Here is a 23,875-nt window from a genome sequence, read left to right on the forward strand (position 1 = left end):
TTTTTGCCAGCATTATTTCGAGGGCCAGGGAGTCAGAGACAAGGCGCTGGGACGACTCATAGCTTGCTATGGGGAGGAGCGGCAACGAAGTATCTGATTTCCTGGAACCGAAATAAGCTGACAAAAATGGCCACACAGACGGCTTGCTGGCCGTTGGTTTTTTGATCTGTTTTCGGCGAGGGTTGCTCGTGATTGTTAGTCCCTGTAATGCAGCAAAAATGTCTGCCAAACGCATGCGAAGTGCCCTGGTAGCGGGTTCGGCGCTCCTGTGCCTGCTCAGCGCCGGTCAGCTTTGGGCGTTCAATCTTGACGATGTATCGGCCAAGGCCAAAGAGCTGGCCGGGCAGAAGTTCGAAGCCCCGCGCAGCAACCTGCCGAACGAATTCCGCGACATGAAGTTCGCGGACTATCAGAAAATCCGCTTCCTCACCGAAAAGGCTGAGTGGGCTGATCAGAAGACCCCGTTCAAACTGTCCTTCTATCACCAGGGTATGCACTTCGATACACCGGTGAAAATCAATGAAATCACAGCGAACACCGTCGAAGAGATCAAATACGATCCGACGCGCTTCGATTTCGGCGACCTGAAATTCGATCCGAAAGCCACTGAACAACTGGGTTATGCCGGTTTCCGTGTGCTGTACCCGATCAACAAGGCCGACAAGCAAGACGAAATCATGACCATGCTCGGCGCGAGCTACTTCCGCGTCGTTGGCAAGGGTCATACCTACGGTCTGTCGGCCCGTGGCCTGGCAATCGACACCGCGCTGCCGTCGGGCGAAGAGTTCCCGCGTTTCCGTGAGTTCTGGATTCAACAGCCGAAGCCGGGCGACAAGCACCTGGTGATCTTCGCCCTGCTGGATTCGCCACGTGCCACCGGTGCCTACCGCCTGATCCTGCGTCCGGGCAGCGACACCATTGTCGACGTCAAGGCGCAGATGTTCCTGCGTGACAAGGTCGGCAAACTGGGCATCGCACCGTTGACCAGCATGTTCCTGTTCGGCGCCAACCAGCCGTCGAAAGTCCTCAACTACCGTCGTGAACTGCACGACTCCAGCGGTCTGTCGATCCATGCCGGCAACGGCGAGTGGATCTGGCGTCCACTGAACAACCCGAAACACCTGGCCGTGAGCAACTTCAGCGTCGAGAACCCGCGTGGTTTCGGTCTGTTGCAACGTGGCCGCGACTTCAGCCACTACGAAGACCTCGACGATCGCTACGACAAGCGCCCAAGCGCCTGGATCGAGCCGAAGGGCGAGTGGGGCAAGGGCTCCGTTGATCTGGTAGAGATTCCGACCGCCGACGAAACCAACGACAACATCGTTGCGTTCTGGAGCCCGGAAAAAATGCCGGAGCCGGGTCAGCCACTGGACTTCGCCTACCGCCTGCACTGGACCATGGATGAAGCGGCGATTCACGCCCCCGACAGCGCCTGGGTCAAGCAGACCCTGCGTTCGACCGGTGACGTCAAGCAGTCGAACCTGATCCGTCAGCCGGATGGCAGCGTCGCGTACCTGGTCGATTTCGAAGGTCCGTCGCTGGCCGCTCTGGCCCCGGATGCCGACGTGCGCAGTCAGGTCAGTGTTGGCGACAACGCCGAGCTGGTCGAAAACAGCGTGCGCTACAACCCGGAAACCAAAGGCTGGCGCCTGACCCTGCGGATGAAGATCAAGGACGCGAGCAAGTCCACCGAGATGCGTGCCGCGCTGGTACAGCCGGTCGTGACCGCTGATCTGGCGAAATCGGTGCCGGCGTCCAACTCGTCCGTCGCCAAGGCCGACAAGGTAGCCGCCAAGCAACAAGAGAAAATCGACAAGGAAGCCAAGGCCGCCGAAGCCAAACAGGCCGATGCCAAGCCCGCTGCAGATGCCAAGGACAAGGCCAACAAAGACGCCAAGCAGCCAGCGGCTGCGAACGCGGCCCCAGCCACACCGGAATCGGCACCGACTGAAGAAGTCCTGACCGAGACCTGGAGCTATCAGTTGCCTGCCGATGAGTAACTCTCAAGTACAGCCAGAGACTCTGTCCGAGTACCTGGCGCATCTGCCGATGACCGACGAGCAGCGCGCGGAACTCGCGGGCTGCCAGTCGTTCAGCGAGCTGCATGAACGCCTGTCGTCTTCGACGTTCGACGCCCCTGCCGAAGCCGCCCAGGCTTCGGTGGGCAAGCGCCTGACGCTGAGCACCGCCGAAGAACTGGCTGACGCCGAGATGCTGGTGCTCGACGCCAGCGGCCGCGTCAGCCTCAAGGCGACGCCGCCGATCCGACGGACCAAAGTCGTACCGGAGCCGTGGCGCACCAATATTCTGGTGCGCGGCTGGCGCCGTCTGACCGGCCGCACCAACCCGCCGCAGCCGCCGAAAGACGCCAACGTGTTGCCGGCCGCGCGCTGGCGCACCGTTGGCTCGATCCGTCGCTACATTCTGTTGCTGCTGATGCTCGGCCAGACCATCGTCGCCGGCTGGTACATGAAAGGCATCATGCCGTACCAGGGCTGGTCGTTCGTCGATCTGGAAGAAGTCCTGCACCAACCGCTGCTGCAAACTGCCACGCAAGTGCTGCCGTATGCGCTGCAAACCAGCATCCTGATCCTGTTCGGGATTCTGTTCTGCTGGGTGTCGGCGGGTTTCTGGACCGCGCTGATGGGCTTCCTCGAGTTGCTCACCGGTCATGATAAATACCGTATCTCCGGTAAAAGCGCCGGTAACGAGCCGATTGCCAAAGACGCGCGTACCGCGCTGGTCATGCCGATCTGCAACGAAGACGTGCCGCGCGTGTTCGCCGGTTTGCGGGCGACGTTCGAATCGGTCGCTGCCACCGGTGATCTGGACCGCTTCGACTTCTTTGTCCTCAGCGACAGTAATGACACCGATATCTGCGTCGCCGAGCAACAGGCCTGGCTGGATGTCTGCCGCGAAGCCAAGGGTTTCGGCAAGATCTTCTATCGCCGCCGTCGCCGTCGTGTGAAGCGCAAGAGCGGCAACCTCGACGACTTCTGCCGTCGCTGGGGCGGTGACTACAAGTACATGGTCGTGCTCGACGCCGACTCGGTGATGAGCGGCGAGTGTCTGACCAGTCTGGTGCGCCTGATGGAAGCCACGCCGGACGCCGGGATTATCCAGACCGCGCCGCGTGCGTCGGGCATGGACACCCTGTATGCGCGCATGCAGCAGTTCGCCACGCGTGTGTATGGCCCGCTGTTCACCGCCGGTCTGCACTTCTGGCAGTTGGGTGAGTCCCACTACTGGGGTCACAACGCAATCATCCGCATGAAGCCGTTCATCGACCACTGCGCCCTGGCGCCGTTGCCGGGCAAAGGTGCGTTCTCCGGTGCGATCCTGTCCCACGACTTCGTTGAAGCCGCGCTGATGCGCCGTGCCGGTTGGGGCGTGTGGATTGCCTACGACCTGCCGGGCAGCTACGAAGAACTGCCGCCGAACCTGCTCGACGAACTCAAGCGTGACCGTCGCTGGTGCCACGGCAACCTGATGAACTTCCGCCTGTTCCTGGTCAAAGGTATGCACCCGGTGCACCGTGCGGTGTTCCTCACCGGTGTGATGTCGTACCTGTCGGCGCCGTTGTGGTTCTTCTTCCTGGTGTTGTCGACTGCGCTGCTGGCGGTGAACACGCTTATGGAGCCGCAGTACTTCCTCGAACCGCGCCAGCTCTATCCGTTGTGGCCACAATGGCACCCGGACAAGGCGATCGCGCTGTTCTCGACCACCATCGTGCTGCTGTTCCTGCCGAAACTGTTGAGCATCATCCTGATCTGGGCCAAGGGCGCGAAAGAGTTCGGTGGCAAGTTCAAGGTGACCCTGTCGATGCTGCTGGAGATGCTGTTCTCCATGCTGCTGGCGCCGGTGCGGATGATTTTCCACACCCGTTTCGTCCTTGCCGCGTTCCTCGGCTGGGCCGCGACCTGGAACTCGCCGCAGCGTGACGACGACTCGACGCCCTGGAGCGAGGCGGTCAAACGCCACGGTCCGCAGACCCTGCTGGGTTTCTGCTGGGCGCTGCTGGTGATCTGGCTGAACCCGAGCTTCCTGTGGTGGCTGGTGCCGATCGTCGGTTCGTTGATGCTGTCGATCCCGGTGTCGGTGATCTCCAGCCGTGTCGGTCTGGGCCTCAAGTCCCGTGACGAGAGCCTGTTCCTCATCCCAGAGGAATACAATCCGCCACAGGCGCTGCTGGCGACCGACCAGTACACCCACGAGAACCGTTGGCACGCGCTGAAGGACGGCTTCGTCCGCGCCGTGGTCGATCCGCAGCAGAACGCCCTGGCGTGCTCGCTGGCGACCTCGCGACACGGTCAGGCCGAGCCGATCGAATGGCTGCGTCAGGAACGGGTGCGTCACGCCCTGAAAGCTGGCCCGGCGGCGCTGAGCAACCATGATCGCCTGCAACTGCTGAGCGATCCGGTGGCCCTGGCGCGTCTGCACGAGCTGGTCTGGGCCGAAGGTCACGCCGAGTGGCTGGATGCCTGGCGCGCTTCGGTGAAAGCCGATCCGCATGCGCCATTGCTGCCGCTGCGACCGGTGAGCCTGCAGGCGCAACCGGCCTGATAAAGAAACCCCGCTAGCCAGCGGGGTTTTTTTATGGCGCTGAAAAAGGCCCTCACCCTAGCCCTCTCCCAGAGGGAGAGGGGACTGATCGGGGGATGCTTCAGCGTTACGTCGACCTGATCTTGCTGGGTTGAATCCATAATCGACTCGATCTTTCAGGTCGGCGTATAGCTTGAGACACCTCGGTCGGCCCCCTCTCCCCCAGGGAGAGGGCTGGGCGGCGTTCCGATGAGGGTCAGCTCTTGATTGTTAAACAAATCGTCCATTAAACCTTGTGCAAAAAAACGAGTGCGTTAGCATCCGTCCCCGAATTGGCGCACCCGGGCTTTTTTGCCCGCCTCTGTTGGTTTTCGCGCCGCAATTGCAATGGTTTTGGGGACTTGAAGATGAAGAAGTATCTGTCGATGCTGCTGGTCGGCGTCACGGCACTGGTTGCAGTCAATGCGGCGCACGCCGGCGCGATCGACGACGCGGTCAAGCGCGGCACCTTGAAAGTCGGCATGGACCCGACCTACATGCCGTTCGAGATGACCAACAAGCGCGGCGAGATCATCGGCTTCGAAGTCGACATCCTCAAAGCCATGTCCAAGGCCATGGGCGTCAAGCTGGAGCTGGTGTCGACCGGTTACGACGGGATCATCCCGGCACTGATGACCGACAAATTCGACATGATCGGCAGCGGCATGACCCTGACCCAGGAGCGCAACCTGCGCCTGAACTTCAGCGAACCGTTCATCGTTGTCGGCCAGACCCTGCTGATCCGCAAGGAGCTGGAAGGCACCATCAAGTCCTATAAAGACCTGAACACCGCCGACTACCGCATCACCTCCAAGCTCGGCACCACCGGCGAGATGGTCGCCAAGAAACTGATCGCCAAAGCCAAATACCACGGCTACGACAACGAGCAGGAAGCGGTGCTCGACGTGGTCAATGGCAAGGCTGACGCCTTCATCTACGACGCGCCGTACAACGTGGTGGCGGTGAACAAGGTCGGCGCCGGCAAACTGGTGTTCCTCGACAAGCCGTTCACCTACGAGCCGCTGGCCTTCGGTCTGAAGAAGGGCGACTACGACAGCCTCAACTTCATCAACAACTTCCTGCACCAGATCCACGAAGACGGCACCTACGATCGTATCCATGACAAGTGGTTCAAGAGCACCGAGTGGCTCAAGGACATGGAATAAGCCCGGTCAGATAGACCGAGTTGCCCCATTCGCGAGCAAGCTCGCTCCCACAGTGATTGTGTGAACACCACAAATCCACTGTGGGAGCGAGCTTGCTCGCGAAGAGGCCCTCCAGAGCAACACAAAATCCGGAACCTGCAATGAAACAGAAAAAAGCCCAATGGCCCTGGCACGTCCTCACCGTGCTGGTGTTGGTCGGCCTGGCGGGCGCGTTGTATTACGCCACGTCGCTGATGTCCTACGAATGGCGCTGGAACCGCGTGCCACAGTATTTCGCCTATCAGGCCGAAGAATCCCAGCGTGCTACCGATATCTCCACGGTCACCGAACTGGTGCGCAAGGGCGGCAGCGCCCAAGTCACCCTGCGTAATGACGCCGGTGACGAGCAGCACCTGACTGTCGACGAGAACAGCCTGCAATTCGCTCAGGGCGACGATGTGGCTGAAGGCGACGTCGTGGGCGTGACCCGGCATTGGGCCGCAGGGCCGTTGTTGTGGGGGCTGTGGACGACGCTGTGGCTGTCGGTGGTGTCTGGCGTGCTCGGGTTGTTGATCGGTCTGGTCACCGGGCTGTGCCGCCTGTCGAGCAACCCGACCCTGCGCGACCTGTCGAGCATCTACGTCGAACTGGTGCGCGGTACGCCGCTGCTGGTGCAGATCTTCATTTTCTACTTCTTCATCGGCACGGTGATGAACCTGTCCCGGGAATTCGCCGGGATCGCCGCGCTGTCGCTGTTCACTGGCGCCTACGTGGCGGAGATCATCCGTTCCGGCGTGCAGTCGATTGCCCGTGGGCAGAACGAAGCGGCGCGTTCGCTCGGCTTGAGCGCTGGCCAGTCGATGCGTCACGTGGTGCTGCCGCAAGCGCTGAAACGCGTGCTGCCGCCGCTGGCCGGGCAGTTCATCAGTCTGGTCAAGGACACCTCGCTGGTGTCGGTGATTGCGATTACCGAGCTGCTGAAAAGTGGTCGCGAAGTCATCACCACCTCGTTCTCGCCGTTCGAAATCCTGTTCTGCGTCGCCGGCCTGTACCTGTTGATCAACCTGCCGCTGTCGAAAATCGCCAGCCGGCTTGAGCGGAGGCTCGCGCAAAGTGATTGAAGTCCGCGATCTGGTAAAAGTCTTCGACACCCGTGGTCAGGTAGTCCGCGCTGTGGATAACGTCACTACCACGGTGGCCAAGGGCGAAGTGCTGGTGGTGATCGGTCCGTCGGGTTCCGGCAAATCGACCTTCCTGCGTTGCCTCAATGGTCTGGAAGCGTTCGACTCGGGTTCGGTCAGCATCGACGGCCTGCAACTGGCCGACCCGAAAACCGACGTCAACGCCTACCGCCGCGAAGTCGGCATGGTGTTCCAGCACTTCAACCTGTTCCCGCACATGACCGTGCTGGAAAACCTCTGCCTCGCGCAGAAAGTCGTGCGCAAGCGCGGGCAGAAGGAAAGCGAGGCCAAGGCCCTGGCGTTGCTGGAGAAGGTCGGTATCGCACAGAAGGCGCGGGAATACCCTTCACGCCTGTCCGGCGGTCAACAACAGCGCGTGGCGATTGCCCGGGCGCTGGCGATGGACCCGAAAGTGATGCTGTTCGACGAACCGACGTCGGCCCTCGACCCGGAAATGGTCGGTGAAGTGCTGGACGTGATGAAGGGGTTGGCCGTGGAAGGCATGACCATGGTCTGCGTCACCCACGAAATGGGTTTTGCCCGGGAAGTGGCGGATCGGGTGTTGTTTTTCGATCACGGCAAGTTGCTGGAAGATGCGGCGCCGGCAGAGTTCTTTGATGCACCGAAGGATCCGCGCGCTCAGGCTTTCCTGCGTCAGGTCCTGTAACGGCGGCGTCCCCTCGGACGCCATCGCTGGCAAGCCAGCTCCCACAGTGAGTGGGTTGAACACAACCGTTGTGATCGACATAAATCCTGTGGGAGCTGGCTTGCCAGCGATAGCATCACCTCGGTTCCCAGTGAACCGAGGCAGATGAATCACCTCAAACCTTGAAGCGCCCCACCAACGTCTGCAAATGCGTCCCCAGCCGCGCCAGCTCAACACTGGACGCCGCAGTCTCTTCACTGGCCGCCGAGGTCTGATCCGACACATCCCGCACATTCAGCACGCTACGGTTGATCTCCTCAGCCACAGCGCTCTGCTGCTCGGCTGCTGCCGCAATCTGCTGGTTCATCGCCTGAATCGCCGACACGGTGCGGGTGATGCTTTCCAGCGAACCACCGGCGCGACGGGTCAGTTCGACGCTGCTGTCGGTCAGGGAGCGGCTGTTGTCCATGATCGTCGCCACTTGCTGGGTGCCGTTTTGCAGGCCGACGATCAGCTCTTCGATCTCTTCGGTGGACTTCTGGGTGCGCTGGGCGAGGCTGCGCACTTCATCCGCGACCACGGCAAAACCACGACCCGCCTCACCGGCACGGGCGGCTTCGATGGCGGCGTTGAGCGCCAGCAGGTTGGTTTGTTGGGCCACAGATTTGATCACGTCGAGCACGCTGCCGATCTTGTCGCTTTCGCGCTTGAGTTCGCCCATGGCTTCGGTGGAATGACCGACTTCAACCGCCAGACGCTCGATCTGCGCGATCGCTTCACCGACCACCTTGTCGCCTTCGCGGGCCTGCTGGTCGGCGGCCACGGCAGCTTCGGACGCCTCTTCGGCGTTGCGCGCGACTTCCTGCACGGTGGCGGCCATTTCGTTCATGGCGGTGGCGACCTGGTCGGTTTCGATCTTCTGATTGTTGACCCCGGCGCTGGTCTGCTCGGTGACCGCCGACAGCTCTTCGGCAGCGCTGGCAATTTGGGTCACGCCATCGCTGATGCCACCGATCAGCTCGCGCAGGCCTTGGGTCATGCTTTGCATCGAGCGCTGTAACTGCCCGAGTTCGTCGCGGCGTTGCGACACGAGGTTGTGGGTCAGATCACCGGCGGCCACTTGTTCGGCGACTTTCAGGGTCTGGTTCAGCGGGATGATGATCTGCCGGGTGATTGCCCAGGCGGCCAGCAGGCCGAAGGCCACGGCGAGCAGGGTGGCGATGATCAACATGTTCTTGGCGTGCGCGGCATCGGTGTCGCGCACCACGGTTTGCGATTGGGTGAGCTTCTTGCTGACGTCGAGGAGGATGTCGCCCTGAGCCGTCATGGTGGCCCCGGCCCTGGCATTGTTCACCTGCGAGTCGCGGAACTGAGCGACTGCCGCACGATAGGCCTTGATCGAGTCGGTGGCCTGTTGCAGGTTGGCGATGTGCTGCTCGGGCAATTTCGCCGGCAGGCTGTCGAGGTTTTTCAGGGCATTGTCGATGGCATCCAGCGCGGGCTGCTCCGCATCGGCCTTGCCGCTGTAGGTGTAGCCGCGCACCTGATAACGCGCCTGCTGCAACAGTTTGCTCAGCTCGATCACGCTGTTGAATTGCGCGACGCTGTCACCCTGCAGCAGGGATTTCTCGACTTCCGCGACCTTGGCCACGGCATTGTCGGCATTGGCGCCGAGTTTGCTGCGCGCGTCTTCGCGCTGCACGGTGGCCTGGGTCATCTCGGCGAAGGCGCGCTTGTACTCGGCGACGGCGGCCAGTTGCTGATCGACCATCGCCGCATCAGAAGGCTGCTCGATCAGACCGCGCGCGGTTTGCAGGCCGCTGGCGAGTTTGGCCAACAGCTCATTGACCGCGCCCGGGCCTTGTTCGCCACGACGAGCTTCATAGTCCAGACGGGCCAGGCGCAGGTCCTTGGTCAGCTCATTGAGGCTGGAGATGAAGCCGAGCTTGTCACCGCGGCTGATGATGCCGCCCATGCCGGTCCAGCCGGTGAAGGTAATCAACAGCGTCAGCAACAGCACCAGGCCGAAACCGATGCCCAGCTTGCGTTTGACACTGACGTTCCCAAGATTCTCGGCTAACCAACGGTACATGCGACGACTCCCCTCGGACCACTAATTGGACTTATGGAGAGGGTATCGGCCGAGTGATGGCAATCTGTAACGCCATTTATCCGGGGTGAAGCTCCCTCGCCACAGAGGTTGCGCGTCGGGTTTAGAACAGGCGGGCGAGGAGGGCGGTGACGGCGGTTTCGACGCGCAGGATGCGCTCGCCCAGTTGCACCGGTTGCAGGCCGGACTTGCCCAACAGGTCGATTTCGTAGGGGATCCAGCCGCCTTCCGGGCCGATCGCCAGTGTCACCGGTTCGCTCAGCGCACGCGGGCACGGCGGGTAGTTACCGGGATGACCGACCAGGCCAAGGGTGCCTTCGGTGATCGCCGGCAGGCGGTCTTCGACGAATGGCTTGAAGCGTTTCTCAATGATGATGTCCGGCAGCACGGTATCGCGGGCCTGCTCGAGACCGAGGATCAGATTCTCGCGAATTGCTTCCGGCTCCAGGAACGGCGTCTGCCAGAAGCTCTTCTCGACCCGGTAGCTGTTGACCAGAATGACCTTCGATACGCCCATGGTCGCCACGGTCTGGAACACCCGCCGCAGCATCTTCGGACGCGGCAGGGCCAACACCAGGGTCAGCGGCAGCTTGGCCGGCGGTGGCTGATCGAGGGTGACGCGCAGTTCGGCTTCGCCGGCCTCGAGGCGCAGCAGTTCGGCCGAACCCATCAGGCCATTGATACGCCCGACCCGCAGGCTGTCACCGACTTCGGAGCGATGCACTTCCTGCATGTGGGTCAGGCGCCGGTCACGCAGCACGACGCGGTCGGCCGCGATGAAGTCGGCCTCTTCGAGCAACAGCAGGTTCATGCCTGGGTCGCTGGCGGCTGGTCGTTGTGATCGTCGGCCGGGGTTTCGTCCGGGCGTTCGCGCTTGCTGATCAGCCCACCGAACAGGATGCCGATTTCAAACAGCATCCACATCGGCACGGCCAGCAGGGTCTGCGAGAAGATGTCCGGCGGCGTCAGGATCATGCCGACCACGAAGCAGCCGATGATCACGTACGGGCGGATCTTTTTCAGGTATTTGACGTCGACCACGCCAATCCACACCAGCAACACAACAGCCACCGGGATCTCGAACGCCACGCCGAAGGCGAAGAACAGCGTCATGACGAAATCGAGGTAACTGGCGATGTCGGTCATCATTTCCACGCCGGCCGGGGTGGCCGCAGCGAAGAACTTGAAGATCAGCGGGAACACGAAGTAATAGGCGAACGCCATGCCGGTGTAGAACAGCAGAATGCTGGAAACCAGCAGCGGCACCGCGATGCGCTTCTCATGCTTGTACAGGCCCGGCGCGATAAAGCCCCAGATCTGATGCAGGATCACCGGGATCGCGAGGAACAGCGAGACCATCATCGTCAGCTTCAGCGGTGTCAGGAACGGCGATGACACGTCGGTGGCGATCATCGTCGCGCCGACCGGCAGGTACTGGCGCAGCGGCGTCGAGACGAAGGTGTAGATTTGCTGGGTGAAGGCGAACAGCCCGGCGAAGATGATGAAGATCGCCGCCACGCAACGCAGCAGGCGGGTGCGCAACTCGGTGAGGTGCGAAACCAGCGGCATGTGCTGGTCGTTTTCGGGGAGATCGCTCATGGGGCTCGCGGCGGCAATGTGGGGTCGTGAGGGGCCGGCGCAACAGGCGCGGCGGCTGGAGCAACGTGTTCAACCGAAGTTTGAGCAGCGGCGGGCGCTGGTTCAGTCGGTGTCATGACAGGTGCACTGGCGGCTGCAGGTGGTGTCGCAGCAGCAGGGCTGTGAATCGTCTGCTCACCCACGTGCTCGACCGGCGTCGGTTCCTGCTGAACCGGCGTGAAAATCTTCCGCGCCTCCTGCTCCAGCGACAGAATGTGCTCGTTGTGCAGTTGCCGACGGATCTCGTCGGCACCGATTTCACGTTCAACTTCCTGTTTGATCGCGTTGAAGCTGCGCTTCAGCCGCCCGACCCACAGGCCGGCGGTGCGCGCAGCGCCCGGCAGACGCTCGGGACCCAGCACCAGCAGGGCGACGAGGCCGACGAGCAGCAGTTCAGAGAAGCTGATACCAAACATTAGTCAGTGCTCACACGTCTTTGCGAATCGGCTCTTCGACTTTCTGCGCCTGCACGTCGATGGTGTGCGGCGGGTTGGCCTGAGCGGTCGTTTGCGGCTGCACCGGTGGCACCGGTTGTGCAGGCGTTACGGTCGGATCGGCAGCGGGTTTCTCGTCGTCGTTCATGGCTTTGCGGAAGCCCTTGATCGACTCACCGACGTCGGTGCCGAGGTTTTTCAGTTTCTTGGTGCCGAACACCAGCACCACGACAACCAGAATGACGATCCAGTGTTTCCAGTCAAAAATGCCCATGTTGCTGTTCCTCTCTAGAAGTTGTTCAGGCGGACGGACGCGAGGCTTTCTCGACGTGTCCGGACAGGCCGAAGCGGCGATCCAGTTCATCCAGCACGGCCTGCGGATGCTGCCCCAGTTGGGCGAGCATGACCATGCTGTGGAACCACAGGTCGGCGGTTTCGTAGATCACATCGCTGCAGTCGCCGCTGATCGCGGCGTCCTTGGCGGCAATAATGGTTTCGACCGACTCTTCGCCGACTTTCTCCAGAATCTTGTTCAAACCCTTGTGATACAGACTAGCCACATACGAGCTGTCGGCGGCTGCGCCTTTGCGCTCTTCGAGCACTTCGGCCAGGCGGGTCAGGGTGTCACTCATGTTTGTGTCCTGCGCAATAGATAGCGTGCGGGTCTTTCAGGACCGGGTCGACTGTCTTCCAGTCGCCGTTTTCGAAGACGCGGTAAAAGCAGCTTTGACGGCCGGTATGGCAAGCGATGTCGCCGATCTGTTCGACCATCAGGATGATTACGTCGGCATCACAGTCCAGACGCATTTCATGCAGGGTCTGCACATGGCCGGACTCTTCGCCCTTGCGCCACAGCTTGCCACGGGAACGTGACCAGTAGATGGCACGGTTTTCTGCCGCCGTCAGCTCCAGGGCTTCGCGGTTCATCCAGGCCATCATCAGCACACGTCCGGTTTTGTGATCCTGGGCAATGGCCGGCACCAGGCCGTCAGCGTCCCACTTGATCTCGTCCAGCCAGTTTTTCATCTTCAATTCCTGAAAAAAGCAGCTTCGAGTCTCGAGCTTCAAGCTGCAAGTAAAAGCAGGCTGCGGTGTATCTGTGTCGTCAAGCTTGCAGCTCGCAGCTTATAACTTGCAGCTGATTCGTGCTATCGGCGAACGACCAGATACAAGCCGACTGCCACCATGATGCCTGCCGGCCAATGCCCCAGTTCGTGCAACGGGCCACCGGCGGCAAGGATGGTGCCGCCTGCCAGATGAGCGCTGCCGAGCAGGCGCAGGAACCAGTCATCCTTGCGTTTGTGCCACGGTGGTGGCGGGTCCTTGGCGTGCGGTTGGGACATGCGTTCGAGCAGGTCGCGCGCCATGTTGGCCAGGTGCGGCAGCTGTTCAAACTGGCTCTGCACGTTGCCGATCAAGGTTTTCGGGCTGATGCGCTCGCGCATCCAGCGTTCGAGGAACGGCTGCGCGGTGTTCCACAGATCCAGGTCCGGGTACAACTGACGGCCGAGGCCTTCGATGTTCAGCAGAGTCTTTTGCAGCAGCACCAGCTGTGGCTGAACTTCCATGTTGAAGCGTCGTGCGGTCTGGAACAGGCGCATCAGCACCTGGCCAAATGAAATATCTTTTAACGGTTTTTCGAAGATCGGTTCGCACACGGTACGGATCGCCGCTTCGAATTCGTTGAGTTTGGTTTCCGCCGGCACCCAGCCCGAGTCGATGTGCAGTTGCGCCACGCGGCGATAGTCGCGCTTGAAGAAGGCGAACAGGTTGCGCGCCAGATAGTCCTGATCTTCCGGGGTCAGGCTGCCGACGATGCCGCAGTCGATCGCAATGTACTGCGGGCTCCACGGGTTGACGGTGCTGACGAAGATATTGCCCGGGTGCATGTCGGCGTGGAAGAAACTGTCGCGGAACACTTGGGTGAAGAAGATCTCCACGCCGCGCTCGGCGAGCATCTTCATGTCGGTGCGCTGGTCGGCGAGGGTCGCCAGATCCGTCACCTGAATCCCGTAGATGCGCTCCATCACCAGCACTTTCGGCCGGCACCAGTCCCAGTAGACCTGTGGCACGTAGAGCAGCGGCGAGCCTTCGAAGTTACGTTTCAACTGGCTGGCGTTGGCCGCCTCGCGCAGCAGGTCGAGTTCGTCGTAGATGGTTTTCTCGTAGTCCTGCACCACGTCCACCGGGTGCAGCAGGCGGGCGTCGGCGGAGACTTTTTCGGCGGCGCGGGCGAGGATGAACAGCCACGCCAGATCCTGAGCGATCACCGGTTTCAGGCCCGGACGGATCACCTTGACCACCACTTCTTCGCCGGTTTTCAGCTGTGCGGCATGCACCTGCGCCACCGAGGCCGAGGCCAGCGGTTCGACGTCGAAACGGCTGAACACTTCGCTGATCTTCTTGCCCAGTTGCTCTTCGATCAGCTTGATCGACAGCTGTGAATCGAACGGCGGCACGCGGTCCTGCAGCAGCATCAGCTCATCGGCGATGTCTTCCGGCAACAGGTCGCGGCGGGTCGAGAGAATCTGCCCGAACTTGATGAAGATCGGCCCCAGGTCCTGCAGGGCCAGGCGCAGGCGTGCGCCACGGCTCAGGTCCAGCGGCTTGCGCGGGAACCAGCGCCACGGCAGCACGTAGCGCAGCGCCAGGAGAAACCAGGGCAGCGGCAACTCGAACAGCAGGTCATCGAGGCGGTAGCGGATCACGACGCGCTGGATGCGCAACAGACGGCGGACGGCAAGCAGCTTCATGCGTTATCGCTTGGGTCGAGGGATCGGGAAAGGCGCTCGAAACGCGCCTCGAGACGTTCCAGATCAAGTTTGATCCGGTCCAGTTCGCTGAACCGCGCTTCGGCCTCGCGCTGCCCGACGAGGGTGCGCGATTCTTCGGCGAGGTATTCGGCGAGGTTCTGGTTGAGGCTGGCAAATCCTTGTTGATACCAGCGCGCGCGGCTGCGCAGATGACCGCCCACCAGCTGCGTGGCGACCGGACCCAGCCAGCGCGAGAGTTCGTACTCCCAGTCCAGCTCCAGATCCTGCAGCACGCCGGCCAGCTCCAGCAGCACGCCGCTGTCACCGTCGAGCTCGACTTCCGGGGCGTGCAGCACTGCGGTCTTGTCCTTGCTCACGGCCAGTTTCACCAGGCTCGACGCGGGCGCACGCAAAGTGCAGTCGACAGCGGTTTCCCAGTGCGCGGCCAGCATCAGGCCCTCATCGCTCGGCAGGATGAACAGTTGCAGCGCCGGGCTGCGGCAATCGACGGCAATCACCTTGCCGGTCAGATGCGCCAGCCGCGGCAGCGCCGTGCTGTCGAGACGCAGCACCCGGTTCAGACCGAGTTCAACGCTGGCGAGCAGCCCGGTGAGCAACATCAGGGCTTGATGCCGCGGTGCAGGGCGACGATGCCTGCGGTCATGTTGTGATAGGTCACGCGGTCGAAACCGGCGTCGACCATCATCGACTTCAGGGTTTCCTGATTCGGGTGCATGCGGATCGATTCGGCCAGGTAGCGATAGCTTTCCGAGTCGTTGGTGATCAGCTTGCCCATCAGCGGCATGAAGGCGAACGAGTAGGCGTCGTAGGCTTTCGACATCAGCGCGTTGGTCGGCTTGGAGAACTCCAGCACCAGCAGGCGACCGCCGGGCTTGAGCACGCGCAGCATCGAGCGCAGGGCGTCTTCTTTATGCGTCACGTTGCGCAGGCCGAAGGCGATGGTCACGCAGTCGAAATGGTTGTCCGGGAACGGCAGCTTTTCGGCATCCGCCTGAACGAATTCGACGTTGCCCGACACGCCCAGATCCAGCAGACGATCACGGCCGACCTTGAGCATGGATTCGTTGATGTCGGCCAGCACCACCTGGCCGGTCGGGCCAACGAGATGGGAGAACTTTTTGGTCAGGTCGCCCGTGCCGCCAGCGATGTCCAGCACGCGGTTGCCGCTGCGCACGCCCGACAATTCGATCGCGAAACGCTTCCACAGACGGTGCATGCCGCCCGACAGAAGGTCGTTCATCAGGTCGTATTTCGCCGCTACCGAGTGGAAGACCTCAGCGACTTTTTCCGCTTTCTGGCTTTCCGGAACGTTTTTGAAGCCGAAGTGTGTGGTGGGTTCGGCATCGCTGCCTTTGCGCTGATCAGTCATATCGCTGTCACCAAAAGAGAATGCGCGACATTCTAATCCCCAAGCCATGCTTTGTCTTGGAATGGCTAAAGGTAAGATGGGCAACCTTCGGGACGATTTGCCGCAGACGCGGTCAAGATTTACCGAGACCTATTCATCAAGCAGGAGTCATTCAATGGCCAAAATCAGTGTTGAGCGTGCCCACAACCTGGGCAAGGAAGCCGCCCGCGAGAAGGCCGACAAGCTGGCGCAGAAACTCTCCGATCAATATGGCCTGGAGCCGCAGTGGTCGGGCGACACCCTGAACCTCAAGCGCTCGGGCGTGAAAGGCGCGGTGCATGTGGCCGACGATTCGATCAAGGTCGATGTGGAACTGGGCATCATGATGTCGGCCATGAGCGGCATGATCAAAGCCGAGATCGAGAAGGCCCTCGACAAGGCCCTGGTCTGAAATACGATCCCCTGTAGGCGTGAGCCTGCTCGCGATTGGGGTCTGTCAGTCACCGCAATGTTGACTGACAGACCTCAATCGCGAGCAGGCTCACTCCTGCATTTGTTCTGTGGTGCTCCTGCTGTTTATGTCAGTTGTTAGGGTGCCGTTTCTAATTTTTCTCCCTACTTTGTGCCTGAGCCCGACACCTTTGCGGGCAGTTCCTCAAACCTTCTGCGCGTGAGGTGCACCATGGCCAAAGTCATTTTGAAGAAAAAAATCGACGCTTCGACTTCTGCTCTGAGCGACGTCAAATCCTATGCCCGCAAGATCTGGCTGGCAGGCCTGGGTGCCTACACCAAGGTCGGCCAAGAAGGCAGCGACTACTTTCAGGAGTTGATCAAGGCTGGTCAAACTGTTGAAAAGAAAGGCAAAAAAGCTGTCACCGAAAAACTCGAAGCAGCCAACGCCGAGATTGATGACGTCAAGGACGAAGTCAGCTCGTTCAAGGGTCGTGTCGAAGTCCAGCTCGACAAGGTCGAGAAGGCGTTCGACTCCCGTGTTGCAAGTGCCTTGAATCGTATCGGCATTCCGTCTAAACATGACGTTGAGACACTCTCTGCTAAGCTCGATGAGCTGACGGCATTGCTCGAACGCGTCGCGCGTAAATCTTAAGGAGAACGGGATGGCTGGTAAAAAGAACACCGATAAAGAAGGCAGCTCGTGGATTGGGAAAGTCGAAGACTACTCCCGCAAAATCTGGCTGGCTGGTTTAGGCGTGTACTCGAAGATCGACACTGACGGCAGCAAACTCTTCGAGTCACTGGTCAAAGACGGCGAGAAAGCCGAGAAGCTCACCAAGACAGCAGTCGGCAAAAAAGTCGATGCCGCCAAGGACTCCGCTTCTTCGGCCAAGTCGCGCATCAGCGGCGTGAAAGATCGCGCACTGGGCAAGTGGGACGAGCTGGAAGGGGCTTTCGACAAGCGCCTGAACAGCGCGATTTCGCGCCTGGGTGTGCCAAGCCGCAATGAAGTGAAAGCGCTGCACAGCAAGGTTGAAACCCTGACCAAGCAGATCGAGAAACTCACCGGTCTGAAAACCCAACCGGTAGCGGCGAAAACCGCTGCAGCCAAACCGGCAGCGAAAACCGCAGCGGCTAAACCGGCTGCGAAAACTGCCGCCAAGCCTCTGGCCAAAGCAGCGGCCAAGCCTGCAGCCAAAGCCGCTGCGAAAACCGCCGCCGCCAAGCCAGCAGCCAAAGCCGCAGCCAAGCCGGTTGCCGCTAAAGCCGCCGCGAAACCGGCAGCAAAACCTGCGACTAAAACTGCAGCTAAACCCGCCGCCAAAACCGCTGCCGCCAAACCGGCTGCCAAGCCTGCAGCGAAACCTGCTGCGGCGAAGAAACCGGCAGTGAAAAAACCGGCTGCGCCGAAAGCCGCTGCGCCGAAACCGGCCGCACCTGCTGCAGCCAAACCGGCCACCCCGGCAGCTCCGGTGAGTGCGTCGAACTCCGCCGCAGCGCCGACTCCGGCGGCCACCCCGACTGCTGTATCGACCCCGTCGACGCCAACCAGTCAGTCCTGATTCTTCAGGGCAAATTAAAACGCCCGGCCTGTGAAGGTCGGGCGTTTTTGTATCTGAATTCCAACAGCCCCTCACCCTAGCCCTCTCCCAGAGGGAGAGGGGACCGAACGAGGTGTCTCACGCTATACACCGACCTGAAAGACCTTACCGATTATGGATTCGGTAACGCACTGTCAGGTCGGCGTACTTCTACAGCATCCCCCAATCAGTCCCCTCTCCCTCCGGGCGGTCCGACGTTTCGGGAGGGCTAGGGTGAGGGGCTTTTGATTCAGTCGTGATCTTCAAGGTATTGCAGGGCCATCCGCTCCGTGGCGACCTTAACCGGCGGCAGCAGATGCGGCGCCACCAGCATCATGATCTGGTAAACCACCAGACGAACCTCGCCCTCGCGATCCAGAATCCGCTGATAATCCAGCGAAAACAGCAGCGTCATAGTGATCTGCTCCACCAGTTGCCCCAACGCCTGCGTATCACTGACCAGTTGCCCCGATGCCTTCAATCGTGCAAGCAACGAAGCGAGTGTGCGCTTCAGCGCATTGAGCAGATGACGAATGCCCTTGGCCAGCTTCGGCAAGCGCCCGGCGAGGTTCGACAGGTCCTGGAAGAGGAAGCGGTACTGTGCCAGGCGCTCGACGATCAAGTGCAGAAACAGCCAGTAGTCTTCCGGTGCCAGCTCCACATCGGCCGGCGGATCGAGCAGCGGCGCCAGCTCATTCTGGAAGCGTTCGAACAGGCCGAGAATCAACGGCTCCTTGCCGTGGAAGTGGTAATAGAGGTTGCCGGGGCTGATCCCCATTTCGTTGGCCACCTCCATGGTGGAGACGTTCGGCTCGCCTTTCTCATTGAACAACTGCAAAGCACATTCGAGAATCCGGTCGCGGGTTTTCATCCAGTCTTCTTAGAAAAATTCGGTTAAGCGTCAGCGCACACGCACGTAAGTACCGGGTGCCGCCTCCATCGGTGGATAGTTCGGGTTGCCGAGGGCCATCTGGGTTTCGTGCTGCGCCCCGGAGCGTTCCTGAATCCATGTCAGCCATTGCGGCCACCAGCTGCCCTCGACGTGTTTGCCGTCGTAGTACCAGGCGCGCGGGTCGCTGCTCATCTTGCCGTTCTCGACGTAGGCGGCCTTCGGATTGCTCGGCGGGTTGAGGATGCTTTGCACATGGCCGCTGTTGGACAGCACGAAGCGTCGATCGCCACCGAGCAGCAGGGTCGAGCGATACACCGCATCCCACGGGGTGATGTGGTCGTTCATGCCGGCGACGCTGAAGCTGTCGACGGTGACTTTCTGCAGGTCGATCGGCGTGCCGCACACCTCGAGCCCGCCCGGATGGGTCAACGGGTTGTGCTTGAAGAAGTCCAGCAGGTCGCCGTGAAATGCCGCCGGTAGGCGTGTGTTGTCGTTGTTCCAGTAGAGGATGTCGAAGGCCGGTGGCTCCTTGCCCAGCAGGTAATTGTTGACGAAGTAGCTCCAGATCAAATCGTTGGGGCGCATCCAGGCGAAGACCTTGGCCATGTCACGACCATCGAGCACACCCTTCTGATAGGAGCGGCGCTTGGCGGCTTCCAGGGTCTGCTCGTCGGCGAACAGGGTGGCCGGGGTCTCGATCTGGCTGTCCAGCAGGCTGACCAGATAGGTCGCGCTGGAAACCCGCCGCAGTTGCCGCTTGGCCTGCAAGTGACCTTGCAGCGCCGCGATGGTCAGGCCGCCGGCGCAGGCGCCCATCAGGTTGACTTCGCGCGCGCCGGTGATCGCCCGGCAGATGTTCATCGCTTCTTCTACCGCTTCGACGTAGGTCGACAGGCCCCATTCGCGATGGCGGACATCGGGGTTGCGCCAGCTGATCATGAACGTCTGCAGGCCGTTTTTCAGGGCGTACTGGACGAAGCTGTTGTGCGGGCTCAGGTCGAAAATGTAGTACTTGTTGATTTGCGGCGGCACCACCAGCAGCGGCTTGGCGTACTGCTTTTCGCTCATCGGTTTGTACTGGATCAGCTCCAGCATCTCGTTGCGAAATACCACCGAGCCGGTGGTGGTTGCGACGGTCTTGCCGACCTCGAAAGCCTGCTTGGTCACCTGCCGTGGCAGGCCATCGTTGTGCAGCAAGTCATCGAACAGATGACTGAGGCCGCGCACCAGACTGTGTCCGCCGGAGTTGAACAGCTCCTTGACCGCCAGCGGGTTGAGCAAGGTGTTGGAGGGCGCCACGGCGTCGTTGAGCAGGGTGAAGGCGAAGTGCGCGCGGGCACGATCGTCGTCGCTCATGTTGCTTTCATCTATCCAGCTTTTGACCTGTTTTTGCCAGGCCAGGTAGGCCTGCAGGCTGCGCCGGTAAAAAGGATTGAGGCTCCACGCCGGATCGGCGAAACGGCTGTCCTGCGGATTGGTCGGGTACAGGGTTTCGCCGAGGAGCACACGGCCCAGTTGGCCGCCGAGCTTCAAGGCATGCTTCGCACTGTGGATCGGGTTGCGCAGGCCATGGGCTGCCACGCTGCGCAAGGTCGAAATCAAATCCCGGCCACGCAGGCCGGTGATCGCACTTTGTGCGTTGATGAACACGGCGGGGCTGGGCACTACGCCCGTCGCTGGTTTGTCGCGCATGACTCAACACTCCTTCGTCTTCAGGCCAAAAACAAACTCACCGAACCAGAACACCATAGTCGCTGTTGCGGGTTGCTGCCTGCGCGGCGTCCTGCCGCGCACTTCCTGACGCTTGCATAAAGCCTGCCGCAGCAGCTAGCCGCCCAGCGGTGTCGGGTGCGGGTGCATCACTGCACGCTGACGTTCCTCCTGGAGAAATTTCATGATGATCGGCGCCACCGCTTCGGCACGGGTAATCAGGAACAGATGACCGTCGTCGATGATGTGCAGTTGGGCATTGGGAATGCGCCAGGCGAGCATGCGCATGTTGATCAGCGGGATCAGTGGATCGTCATCGCCGGCCAGCACCAGCGTCGGCTGGTGGATCTTGTGCAGCCAGTGAATGCTGGTCCAGCCCAGCCCGGCGAACAGTTGCCAGTAGTAACCGAGCTTGCCCGCCGAACGCACCTTGGCGGCATGGCTGGCAGCCAGGGTCGGGTCGCGACGGAACGAGCCGCCATAGATCAGCGGCGCGATCCGGATCACGTGCGAGGGTTGGATGTAGCGCCGTGGACTGGCCATCATCCACAGCACCTTGGGTTTGCCCGGCACCATGAACGCACCGGCGGCGGTCGCCGCCAGCACCAGTTTCTTGCAGCGCTCGGGGTAGTCGTGGGCAAACTGCTGGGCCAGCGCACCGCCCCAGGACACGCCGATCACGTTGACCTGACCGTAGTCGAGGTAGTCGAGCATCCGCGCCGTCAGCTTGGCCAGCCCGGGAAAGCGATACGGCCGGTTCGGCGTCGACGAGCCGCCGACACCGGGCACGTCGAAGGCGATCACTTCCAGATCCGGGTCCAGCGCCGCGACGAACGGAAACACCAGCTCCAGGTTGGCGCCGATGCCGTTGAAAATCAGCAAGGGCGTCAAATGAGGCTTGCCGGGGCGTACCGCAGTGCGGAGGGTCTGGCCATCCAGATCGACGGTACGGAATATGAACGGATGCGGCATGCTTCAGGCCCTTCGGGTTAGAGTGGAGCAGCTACAAGCCGCAAGCTTCAAGCAGAACCTGCTCAGCTTGCGGCTTGTAGCTTGTGGCTTGCCGCTATCTTTCATGTACGTAAGTGCCCGGCGAAGCTTCACCTGGCGCGTACGCTTTGTTGCCCAGTTTGGTCGGTGCCTTTTTCAGGTTGCCCGAGCGCTCGGCCTGCCACGCCTGCCAGTACAGCCACCAGGAGTCGGTGTGCTTGGTCGAGTTCTCTTGCCATTCATCGGCATTGGCGGCCATGCCTTCGCTGGTCATGTAGCGCGATTTCGGGTTGCCCGGCGGATTCAGAATGCTCTGGATATGCCCGCTGCTCGACAACACGAACTCGACCTTGCCACCAAACAGCTGCGCCGACTTGTAGCAGGACTTCCATGGGGTGATGTGGTCGTTGGTGCCGGCCAGCGAGAAGATGTCGGCCGTAACTTGCTTGAGGTCGATCGGCGTACCGCACACTTCCAGTGCATTGGGGCGGATCAGTGGGTTGTTTTTGAACATCTCGATCAGGTCGCCGTGGAACGCTGCCGGCAACCTTGTGGTGTCGTTGTTCCAGAACAGGATGTCGAACACCGGGGGCTCGTTGCCGAGCAGGTAGTTGTTGACCCAGTAGTTCCAGATCAGGTCGTTGGGGCGCATCCACGCGAAAACCTTGGCCATGTCTTTGCCTTCGAGCACACCGGCCTGGTACGAGTGACGCTTGGCGGTCTCCAGGGTCTGCTCGTCGACGAACAGGGCCACGTCGCTGTCCAGGGTGGTGTCGAGCACGCTGACCAGCAGGGTCAGGGCGTTGACCTTGTTCTCGCCGAGGGCGGCGTAGTGGCCGAGCAGGGCGGTGCAGGTGATGCCACCGGAGCAGGCGCCGAGCATGTTCACGTCTTTGCTGCCGGTGATCGCCGTGACCACGTCGACCGCTTCCTTGAGCGCATCAATGTAGGTCGACAGGCCCCACTCGCGCTGGGCCTTGGTCGGGTTGCGCCAGCTGACGATGAACGTCTGCACGTTATTGCGCAGGCAGAAACGCGCCAGGCTCTTGTCCGGGCTCAAATCGAATACGTAGAACTTGTTGATCTGTGGCGGTACCACCAGCAGTGGACGCTCGTGGACCTGCTCGGTGATCGGCTTGTACTGGATCAGTTCCAGCACGTCGTTGCGAAACACCACGGCGCCTTCGGTCACGCCGAGGCTCTTGCCGACTTCGAACGCGCCCATGTTGACCTGGCTCGGCATACCGCCGTTGTGCACCAGATCCTTGGCCAGATGCGAGAGACCGTCGAGCAGGCTTTTGCCGCCGGTCTCGAAGAAGCGTTTTACCGCGGCCGGGTTGGCGGCGGTGTTGGTCGGGGCCATCGCTTCGGTCATCAGATTGATGACGAAGTGGCCGCGCGCGATGTCTTTGGGTGAGAGGTTGCTGTCATCAATCCAGGCGTGGAGTTCCTTGCGCCACGCCAGGTAAGTTTGCAGATAACGTTTGTAGAGCGGGTTCTGGCTCCACGCCGGATCGGCGAAGCGACGGTCATCGCCAGCCGGTTGCAGTTCGGATTTGCCAAACAACACGTTCTTCAGTTCGAGGCCGAAATGGGTGACGTGCCTGACGCTATGGATCGGTTGTTTTATGGCCTGTCTCAGCACCATACGAGCAGAGGCCAGCAGATCCTTTCCGCGTAGCCCAACGACGGGATTAAGCCCCAGGGTGTTTTCCGAGGCTTGGTACTTCAGGTCATCGTTATTCTTGTTACTCATCTACGACGCTCCATTGTCCTGAGACGAGTACCCGGTTTTGCACTGTGCAGTTCCACAGCCAATGCCAGGTACTACTGCTCGGGTGACCGTTAATTCTGCATAGCTGCTTTACAGTCGTAGAGCACTGCAGGGAACTTGCCAGCTCCATTGGTTACCCGAGTTTAAATTTTTTCGCAAGCGGGCCGATCCTCGGCCACACAGCGGAGCATTCAAACAGATGAATTTAGAAAATGCCCTCTAAAGAGCAAGAGTCTCGGACTAGAGCATCAGCTTGACGATCGACTCGTCCGGATCGCGGGTTTTTCCGGCGGCTTTGAGTTCAGCGAGATAGTCGGCCCAGAGTGCGTCATAACGTCGCCCCAGTTCGTAGAGATAATCCCAAGTGAACAAGCCGCTGTCGTGGCCGTCGTCGAAGGTCAGTTTCAGTGCGTAGTGACCGGCCGGTTCCAGCTTGCTCAGACCGACGTTGATCTTGCCGAATTGCAGGATCGGTTTGCCGTGGCCCTGGACCTCGGCGGAGGGGGAATGCACGCGCAGGAATTCGGCGGGCAGGGTGTACTCCTCGCCGGACGCGTAAGTGAGCGTCAGGGTTTTCGAGGCTTTGTGCAGTTTGATGTCAGTAGGAATCATAAAAACA

The 23,875-nt window shown here is 60.9% G+C and carries 23 protein-coding genes and 1 pseudogene; 8 read left to right on the forward strand and 16 right to left on the reverse strand.

The window, feature by feature from the left end:
* Positions 1-218: 218 nt before the first annotated feature.
* From ACXX9E_RS07535 to ACXX9E_RS07555, 5 genes are all read left to right on the forward strand, one after another.
* The gene (locus ACXX9E_RS07535; protein WP_458555247.1) at positions 219-2,000 is read left to right on the forward strand and encodes a glucan biosynthesis protein G; all 1,782 of its coding nucleotides are present in this window, start codon (positions 219-221) and stop codon (positions 1,998-2,000) included.
* Positions 1,993-4,563 carry a glucans biosynthesis glucosyltransferase MdoH gene (mdoH, locus tag ACXX9E_RS07540; RefSeq protein WP_123470708.1) on the forward strand — a complete coding sequence of 857 codons (2,571 nt, stop codon included), beginning with the start codon at positions 1,993-1,995 and terminating at the stop codon, positions 4,561-4,563. Before ACXX9E_RS07535 ends, mdoH begins: the two co-directional genes overlap by 8 nt.
* Positions 4,564-4,949: 386 nt before the next feature.
* Complete coding sequence (locus ACXX9E_RS07545) at positions 4,950-5,747, forward strand: transporter substrate-binding domain-containing protein (RefSeq protein WP_041071500.1); 798 nt, start codon at positions 4,950-4,952, stop codon at positions 5,745-5,747.
* A gap of 140 nt (positions 5,748-5,887) precedes the next feature.
* Complete coding sequence (locus ACXX9E_RS07550) at positions 5,888-6,847, forward strand: amino acid ABC transporter permease (protein WP_128615767.1); 960 nt, start codon at positions 5,888-5,890, stop codon at positions 6,845-6,847.
* Entirely contained in the window at positions 6,840-7,574 is a 735-nt protein-coding gene (locus tag ACXX9E_RS07555; protein WP_123470712.1) for an amino acid ABC transporter ATP-binding protein, read from the forward strand. The genes ACXX9E_RS07550 and ACXX9E_RS07555 overlap by 8 nt, the downstream gene beginning before the upstream one ends.
* 154 nt (positions 7,575-7,728) lie before the next feature.
* Here ACXX9E_RS07555 and ACXX9E_RS07560 read toward each other — a convergent pair whose 3' ends face one another.
* The 11 genes and pseudogenes from ACXX9E_RS07560 to ubiE all read right to left on the reverse strand — a co-directional run bounded on the left by ACXX9E_RS07560 (position 7,729) and on the right by ubiE (position 15,878).
* Complete coding sequence (locus tag ACXX9E_RS07560; protein WP_371921338.1) at positions 7,729-8,601, reverse strand: methyl-accepting chemotaxis protein; 873 nt, start codon at positions 8,599-8,601, stop codon at positions 7,729-7,731.
* Positions 8,584-9,645, reverse strand: a pseudogene (locus tag ACXX9E_RS07565) (methyl-accepting chemotaxis protein); the annotation flags it as partial. The pseudogene ACXX9E_RS07565 and the gene ACXX9E_RS07560, both read right to left, overlap by 18 nt.
* Before the next feature lie 121 nt (positions 9,646-9,766).
* Positions 9,767-10,474, reverse strand: a complete 708-nt coding sequence (locus tag ACXX9E_RS07570) for a 16S rRNA (uracil(1498)-N(3))-methyltransferase (protein WP_123470716.1) — start codon at positions 10,472-10,474, stop codon at positions 9,767-9,769.
* Positions 10,471-11,262 carry a twin-arginine translocase subunit TatC gene (tatC, locus tag ACXX9E_RS07575; protein WP_083367258.1) on the reverse strand — a complete coding sequence of 264 codons (792 nt, stop codon included), beginning with the start codon at positions 11,260-11,262 and terminating at the stop codon, positions 10,471-10,473. Before tatC ends, ACXX9E_RS07570 begins: the two co-directional genes overlap by 4 nt.
* Entirely contained in the window at positions 11,259-11,717 is a 459-nt protein-coding gene (tatB, locus tag ACXX9E_RS07580) for a Sec-independent protein translocase protein TatB (protein ID WP_123470718.1), read from the reverse strand. The genes tatC and tatB overlap by 4 nt, the downstream gene beginning before the upstream one ends.
* A 10-nt stretch (positions 11,718-11,727) precedes the next feature.
* On the reverse strand, positions 11,728-12,009 hold the full coding sequence (locus ACXX9E_RS07585) for a twin-arginine translocase TatA/TatE family subunit (RefSeq protein WP_123470720.1): 282 nt from the start codon (positions 12,007-12,009) through the stop codon (positions 11,728-11,730).
* Positions 12,010-12,034: 25 nt separating this feature from the next.
* Positions 12,035-12,367, reverse strand: a complete 333-nt coding sequence (locus tag ACXX9E_RS07590) for a phosphoribosyl-ATP diphosphatase (RefSeq protein ID WP_007909355.1) — start codon at positions 12,365-12,367, stop codon at positions 12,035-12,037.
* Positions 12,360-12,761: a phosphoribosyl-AMP cyclohydrolase gene (hisI, locus tag ACXX9E_RS07595; RefSeq protein WP_123470722.1), complete on the reverse strand. Its 402-nt coding sequence runs from the start codon at positions 12,759-12,761 to the stop codon at positions 12,360-12,362. Before hisI ends, ACXX9E_RS07590 begins: the two co-directional genes overlap by 8 nt.
* Positions 12,762-12,883: 122 nt before the next feature.
* Positions 12,884-14,488: a ubiquinone biosynthesis regulatory protein kinase UbiB gene (ubiB, locus tag ACXX9E_RS07600; RefSeq protein WP_123470724.1), complete on the reverse strand. Its 1,605-nt coding sequence runs from the start codon at positions 14,486-14,488 to the stop codon at positions 12,884-12,886.
* Positions 14,485-15,108 carry a ubiquinone biosynthesis accessory factor UbiJ gene (locus tag ACXX9E_RS07605; protein ID WP_222833831.1) on the reverse strand — a complete coding sequence of 208 codons (624 nt, stop codon included), beginning with the start codon at positions 15,106-15,108 and terminating at the stop codon, positions 14,485-14,487. Before ACXX9E_RS07605 ends, ubiB begins: the two co-directional genes overlap by 4 nt.
* Positions 15,108-15,878: a bifunctional demethylmenaquinone methyltransferase/2-methoxy-6-polyprenyl-1,4-benzoquinol methylase UbiE gene (gene ubiE, locus ACXX9E_RS07610; RefSeq protein ID WP_003220857.1), complete on the reverse strand. Its 771-nt coding sequence runs from the start codon at positions 15,876-15,878 to the stop codon at positions 15,108-15,110. The genes ACXX9E_RS07605 and ubiE overlap by 1 nt, the downstream gene beginning before the upstream one ends.
* Before the next feature lie 154 nt (positions 15,879-16,032).
* Between ubiE and ACXX9E_RS07615 the strand changes: the two genes are divergently transcribed.
* The 3 genes from ACXX9E_RS07615 to ACXX9E_RS07625 all read left to right on the forward strand — a co-directional run bounded on the left by ACXX9E_RS07615 (position 16,033) and on the right by ACXX9E_RS07625 (position 17,872).
* Complete coding sequence (locus ACXX9E_RS07615; protein ID WP_025110282.1) at positions 16,033-16,308, forward strand: polyhydroxyalkanoic acid system family protein; 276 nt, start codon at positions 16,033-16,035, stop codon at positions 16,306-16,308.
* Positions 16,309-16,539: 231 nt separating this feature from the next.
* Entirely contained in the window at positions 16,540-16,962 is a 423-nt protein-coding gene (locus tag ACXX9E_RS07620) for a phasin family protein (RefSeq protein WP_123470728.1), read from the forward strand.
* A gap of 10 nt (positions 16,963-16,972) precedes the next feature.
* A complete protein-coding gene (locus ACXX9E_RS07625; RefSeq protein WP_336347820.1) occupies positions 16,973-17,872 on the forward strand; it encodes a phasin family protein in 900 nt (299 codons plus the stop codon).
* 268 nt (positions 17,873-18,140) lie between these two features.
* On the opposite strand, the gene ACXX9E_RS07630 is transcribed toward ACXX9E_RS07625, so the two are convergent.
* The 5 genes from ACXX9E_RS07630 to ACXX9E_RS07650 all read right to left on the reverse strand — a co-directional run bounded on the left by ACXX9E_RS07630 (position 18,141) and on the right by ACXX9E_RS07650 (position 23,868).
* Positions 18,141-18,761, reverse strand: a complete 621-nt coding sequence (locus ACXX9E_RS07630) for a TetR/AcrR family transcriptional regulator (RefSeq protein ID WP_123470732.1) — start codon at positions 18,759-18,761, stop codon at positions 18,141-18,143.
* 30 nt (positions 18,762-18,791) lie between these two features.
* On the reverse strand, positions 18,792-20,474 hold the full coding sequence (phaC, locus tag ACXX9E_RS07635; protein ID WP_123470734.1) for a class II poly(R)-hydroxyalkanoic acid synthase: 1,683 nt from the start codon (positions 20,472-20,474) through the stop codon (positions 18,792-18,794).
* Positions 20,475-20,609: 135 nt separating this feature from the next.
* Complete coding sequence (phaZ, locus tag ACXX9E_RS07640; protein ID WP_123470735.1) at positions 20,610-21,464, reverse strand: poly(3-hydroxyalkanoate) depolymerase; 855 nt, start codon at positions 21,462-21,464, stop codon at positions 20,610-20,612.
* Between the two features lie 94 nt (positions 21,465-21,558).
* Positions 21,559-23,238 carry a class II poly(R)-hydroxyalkanoic acid synthase gene (gene phaC, locus ACXX9E_RS07645; RefSeq protein ID WP_123470737.1) on the reverse strand — a complete coding sequence of 560 codons (1,680 nt, stop codon included), beginning with the start codon at positions 23,236-23,238 and terminating at the stop codon, positions 21,559-21,561.
* 258 nt (positions 23,239-23,496) lie between these two features.
* Positions 23,497-23,868: a gamma-butyrobetaine hydroxylase family protein gene (locus ACXX9E_RS07650; protein WP_123470738.1), complete on the reverse strand. Its 372-nt coding sequence runs from the start codon at positions 23,866-23,868 to the stop codon at positions 23,497-23,499.
* Positions 23,869-23,875: the final 7 nt, after the last annotated feature.

This window comes from Pseudomonas sp. GNP014, assembly GCF_054344005.1.

What these genes read in the sequence shown, in the direction of transcription:
- ACXX9E_RS07535 (WP_458555247.1), top strand. Translation starts at nt 219, where the DNA reads ATGTCTGCCAAACGCATGCGAAGTGCCCTGGTAGCGGGTTCGGCGCTC.
- mdoH (WP_123470708.1), top strand. Translation starts at nt 1,993, where the DNA reads ATGAGTAACTCTCAAGTACAGCCAGAGACTCTGTCCGAGTACCTGGCG.
- ACXX9E_RS07545 (WP_041071500.1), top strand. Translation starts at nt 4,950, where the DNA reads ATGAAGAAGTATCTGTCGATGCTGCTGGTCGGCGTCACGGCACTGGTT.
- ACXX9E_RS07550 (WP_128615767.1), top strand. Translation starts at nt 5,888, where the DNA reads ATGAAACAGAAAAAAGCCCAATGGCCCTGGCACGTCCTCACCGTGCTG.
- ACXX9E_RS07560 (WP_371921338.1), bottom strand. Translation starts at nt 8,601, where the DNA reads ATGCAAAGCATGACCCAAGGCCTGCGCGAGCTGATCGGTGGCATCAGC.
- ACXX9E_RS07570 (WP_123470716.1), bottom strand. Translation starts at nt 10,474, where the DNA reads ATGAACCTGCTGTTGCTCGAAGAGGCCGACTTCATCGCGGCCGACCGC.
- tatC (WP_083367258.1), bottom strand. Translation starts at nt 11,262, where the DNA reads ATGAGCGATCTCCCCGAAAACGACCAGCACATGCCGCTGGTTTCGCAC.
- tatB (WP_123470718.1), bottom strand. Translation starts at nt 11,717, where the DNA reads ATGTTTGGTATCAGCTTCTCTGAACTGCTGCTCGTCGGCCTCGTCGCC.
- ACXX9E_RS07585 (WP_123470720.1), bottom strand. Translation starts at nt 12,009, where the DNA reads ATGGGCATTTTTGACTGGAAACACTGGATCGTCATTCTGGTTGTCGTG.
- ACXX9E_RS07590 (WP_007909355.1), bottom strand. Translation starts at nt 12,367, where the DNA reads ATGAGTGACACCCTGACCCGCCTGGCCGAAGTGCTCGAAGAGCGCAAA.
- hisI (WP_123470722.1), bottom strand. Translation starts at nt 12,761, where the DNA reads ATGAAAAACTGGCTGGACGAGATCAAGTGGGACGCTGACGGCCTGGTG.
- ubiB (WP_123470724.1), bottom strand. Translation starts at nt 14,488, where the DNA reads ATGAAGCTGCTTGCCGTCCGCCGTCTGTTGCGCATCCAGCGCGTCGTG.
- ACXX9E_RS07605 (WP_222833831.1), bottom strand. Translation starts at nt 15,108, where the DNA reads ATGTTGCTCACCGGGCTGCTCGCCAGCGTTGAACTCGGTCTGAACCGG.
- ubiE (WP_003220857.1), bottom strand. Translation starts at nt 15,878, where the DNA reads ATGACTGATCAGCGCAAAGGCAGCGATGCCGAACCCACCACACACTTC.
- ACXX9E_RS07615 (WP_025110282.1), top strand. Translation starts at nt 16,033, where the DNA reads ATGGCCAAAATCAGTGTTGAGCGTGCCCACAACCTGGGCAAGGAAGCC.
- ACXX9E_RS07620 (WP_123470728.1), top strand. Translation starts at nt 16,540, where the DNA reads ATGGCCAAAGTCATTTTGAAGAAAAAAATCGACGCTTCGACTTCTGCT.
- ACXX9E_RS07625 (WP_336347820.1), top strand. Translation starts at nt 16,973, where the DNA reads ATGGCTGGTAAAAAGAACACCGATAAAGAAGGCAGCTCGTGGATTGGG.
- ACXX9E_RS07630 (WP_123470732.1), bottom strand. Translation starts at nt 18,761, where the DNA reads ATGAAAACCCGCGACCGGATTCTCGAATGTGCTTTGCAGTTGTTCAAT.
- phaC (WP_123470734.1), bottom strand. Translation starts at nt 20,474, where the DNA reads ATGCGCGACAAACCAGCGACGGGCGTAGTGCCCAGCCCCGCCGTGTTC.
- phaZ (WP_123470735.1), bottom strand. Translation starts at nt 21,464, where the DNA reads ATGCCGCATCCGTTCATATTCCGTACCGTCGATCTGGATGGCCAGACC.
- phaC (WP_123470737.1), bottom strand. Translation starts at nt 23,238, where the DNA reads ATGAGTAACAAGAATAACGATGACCTGAAGTACCAAGCCTCGGAAAAC.
- ACXX9E_RS07650 (WP_123470738.1), bottom strand. Translation starts at nt 23,868, where the DNA reads ATGATTCCTACTGACATCAAACTGCACAAAGCCTCGAAAACCCTGACG.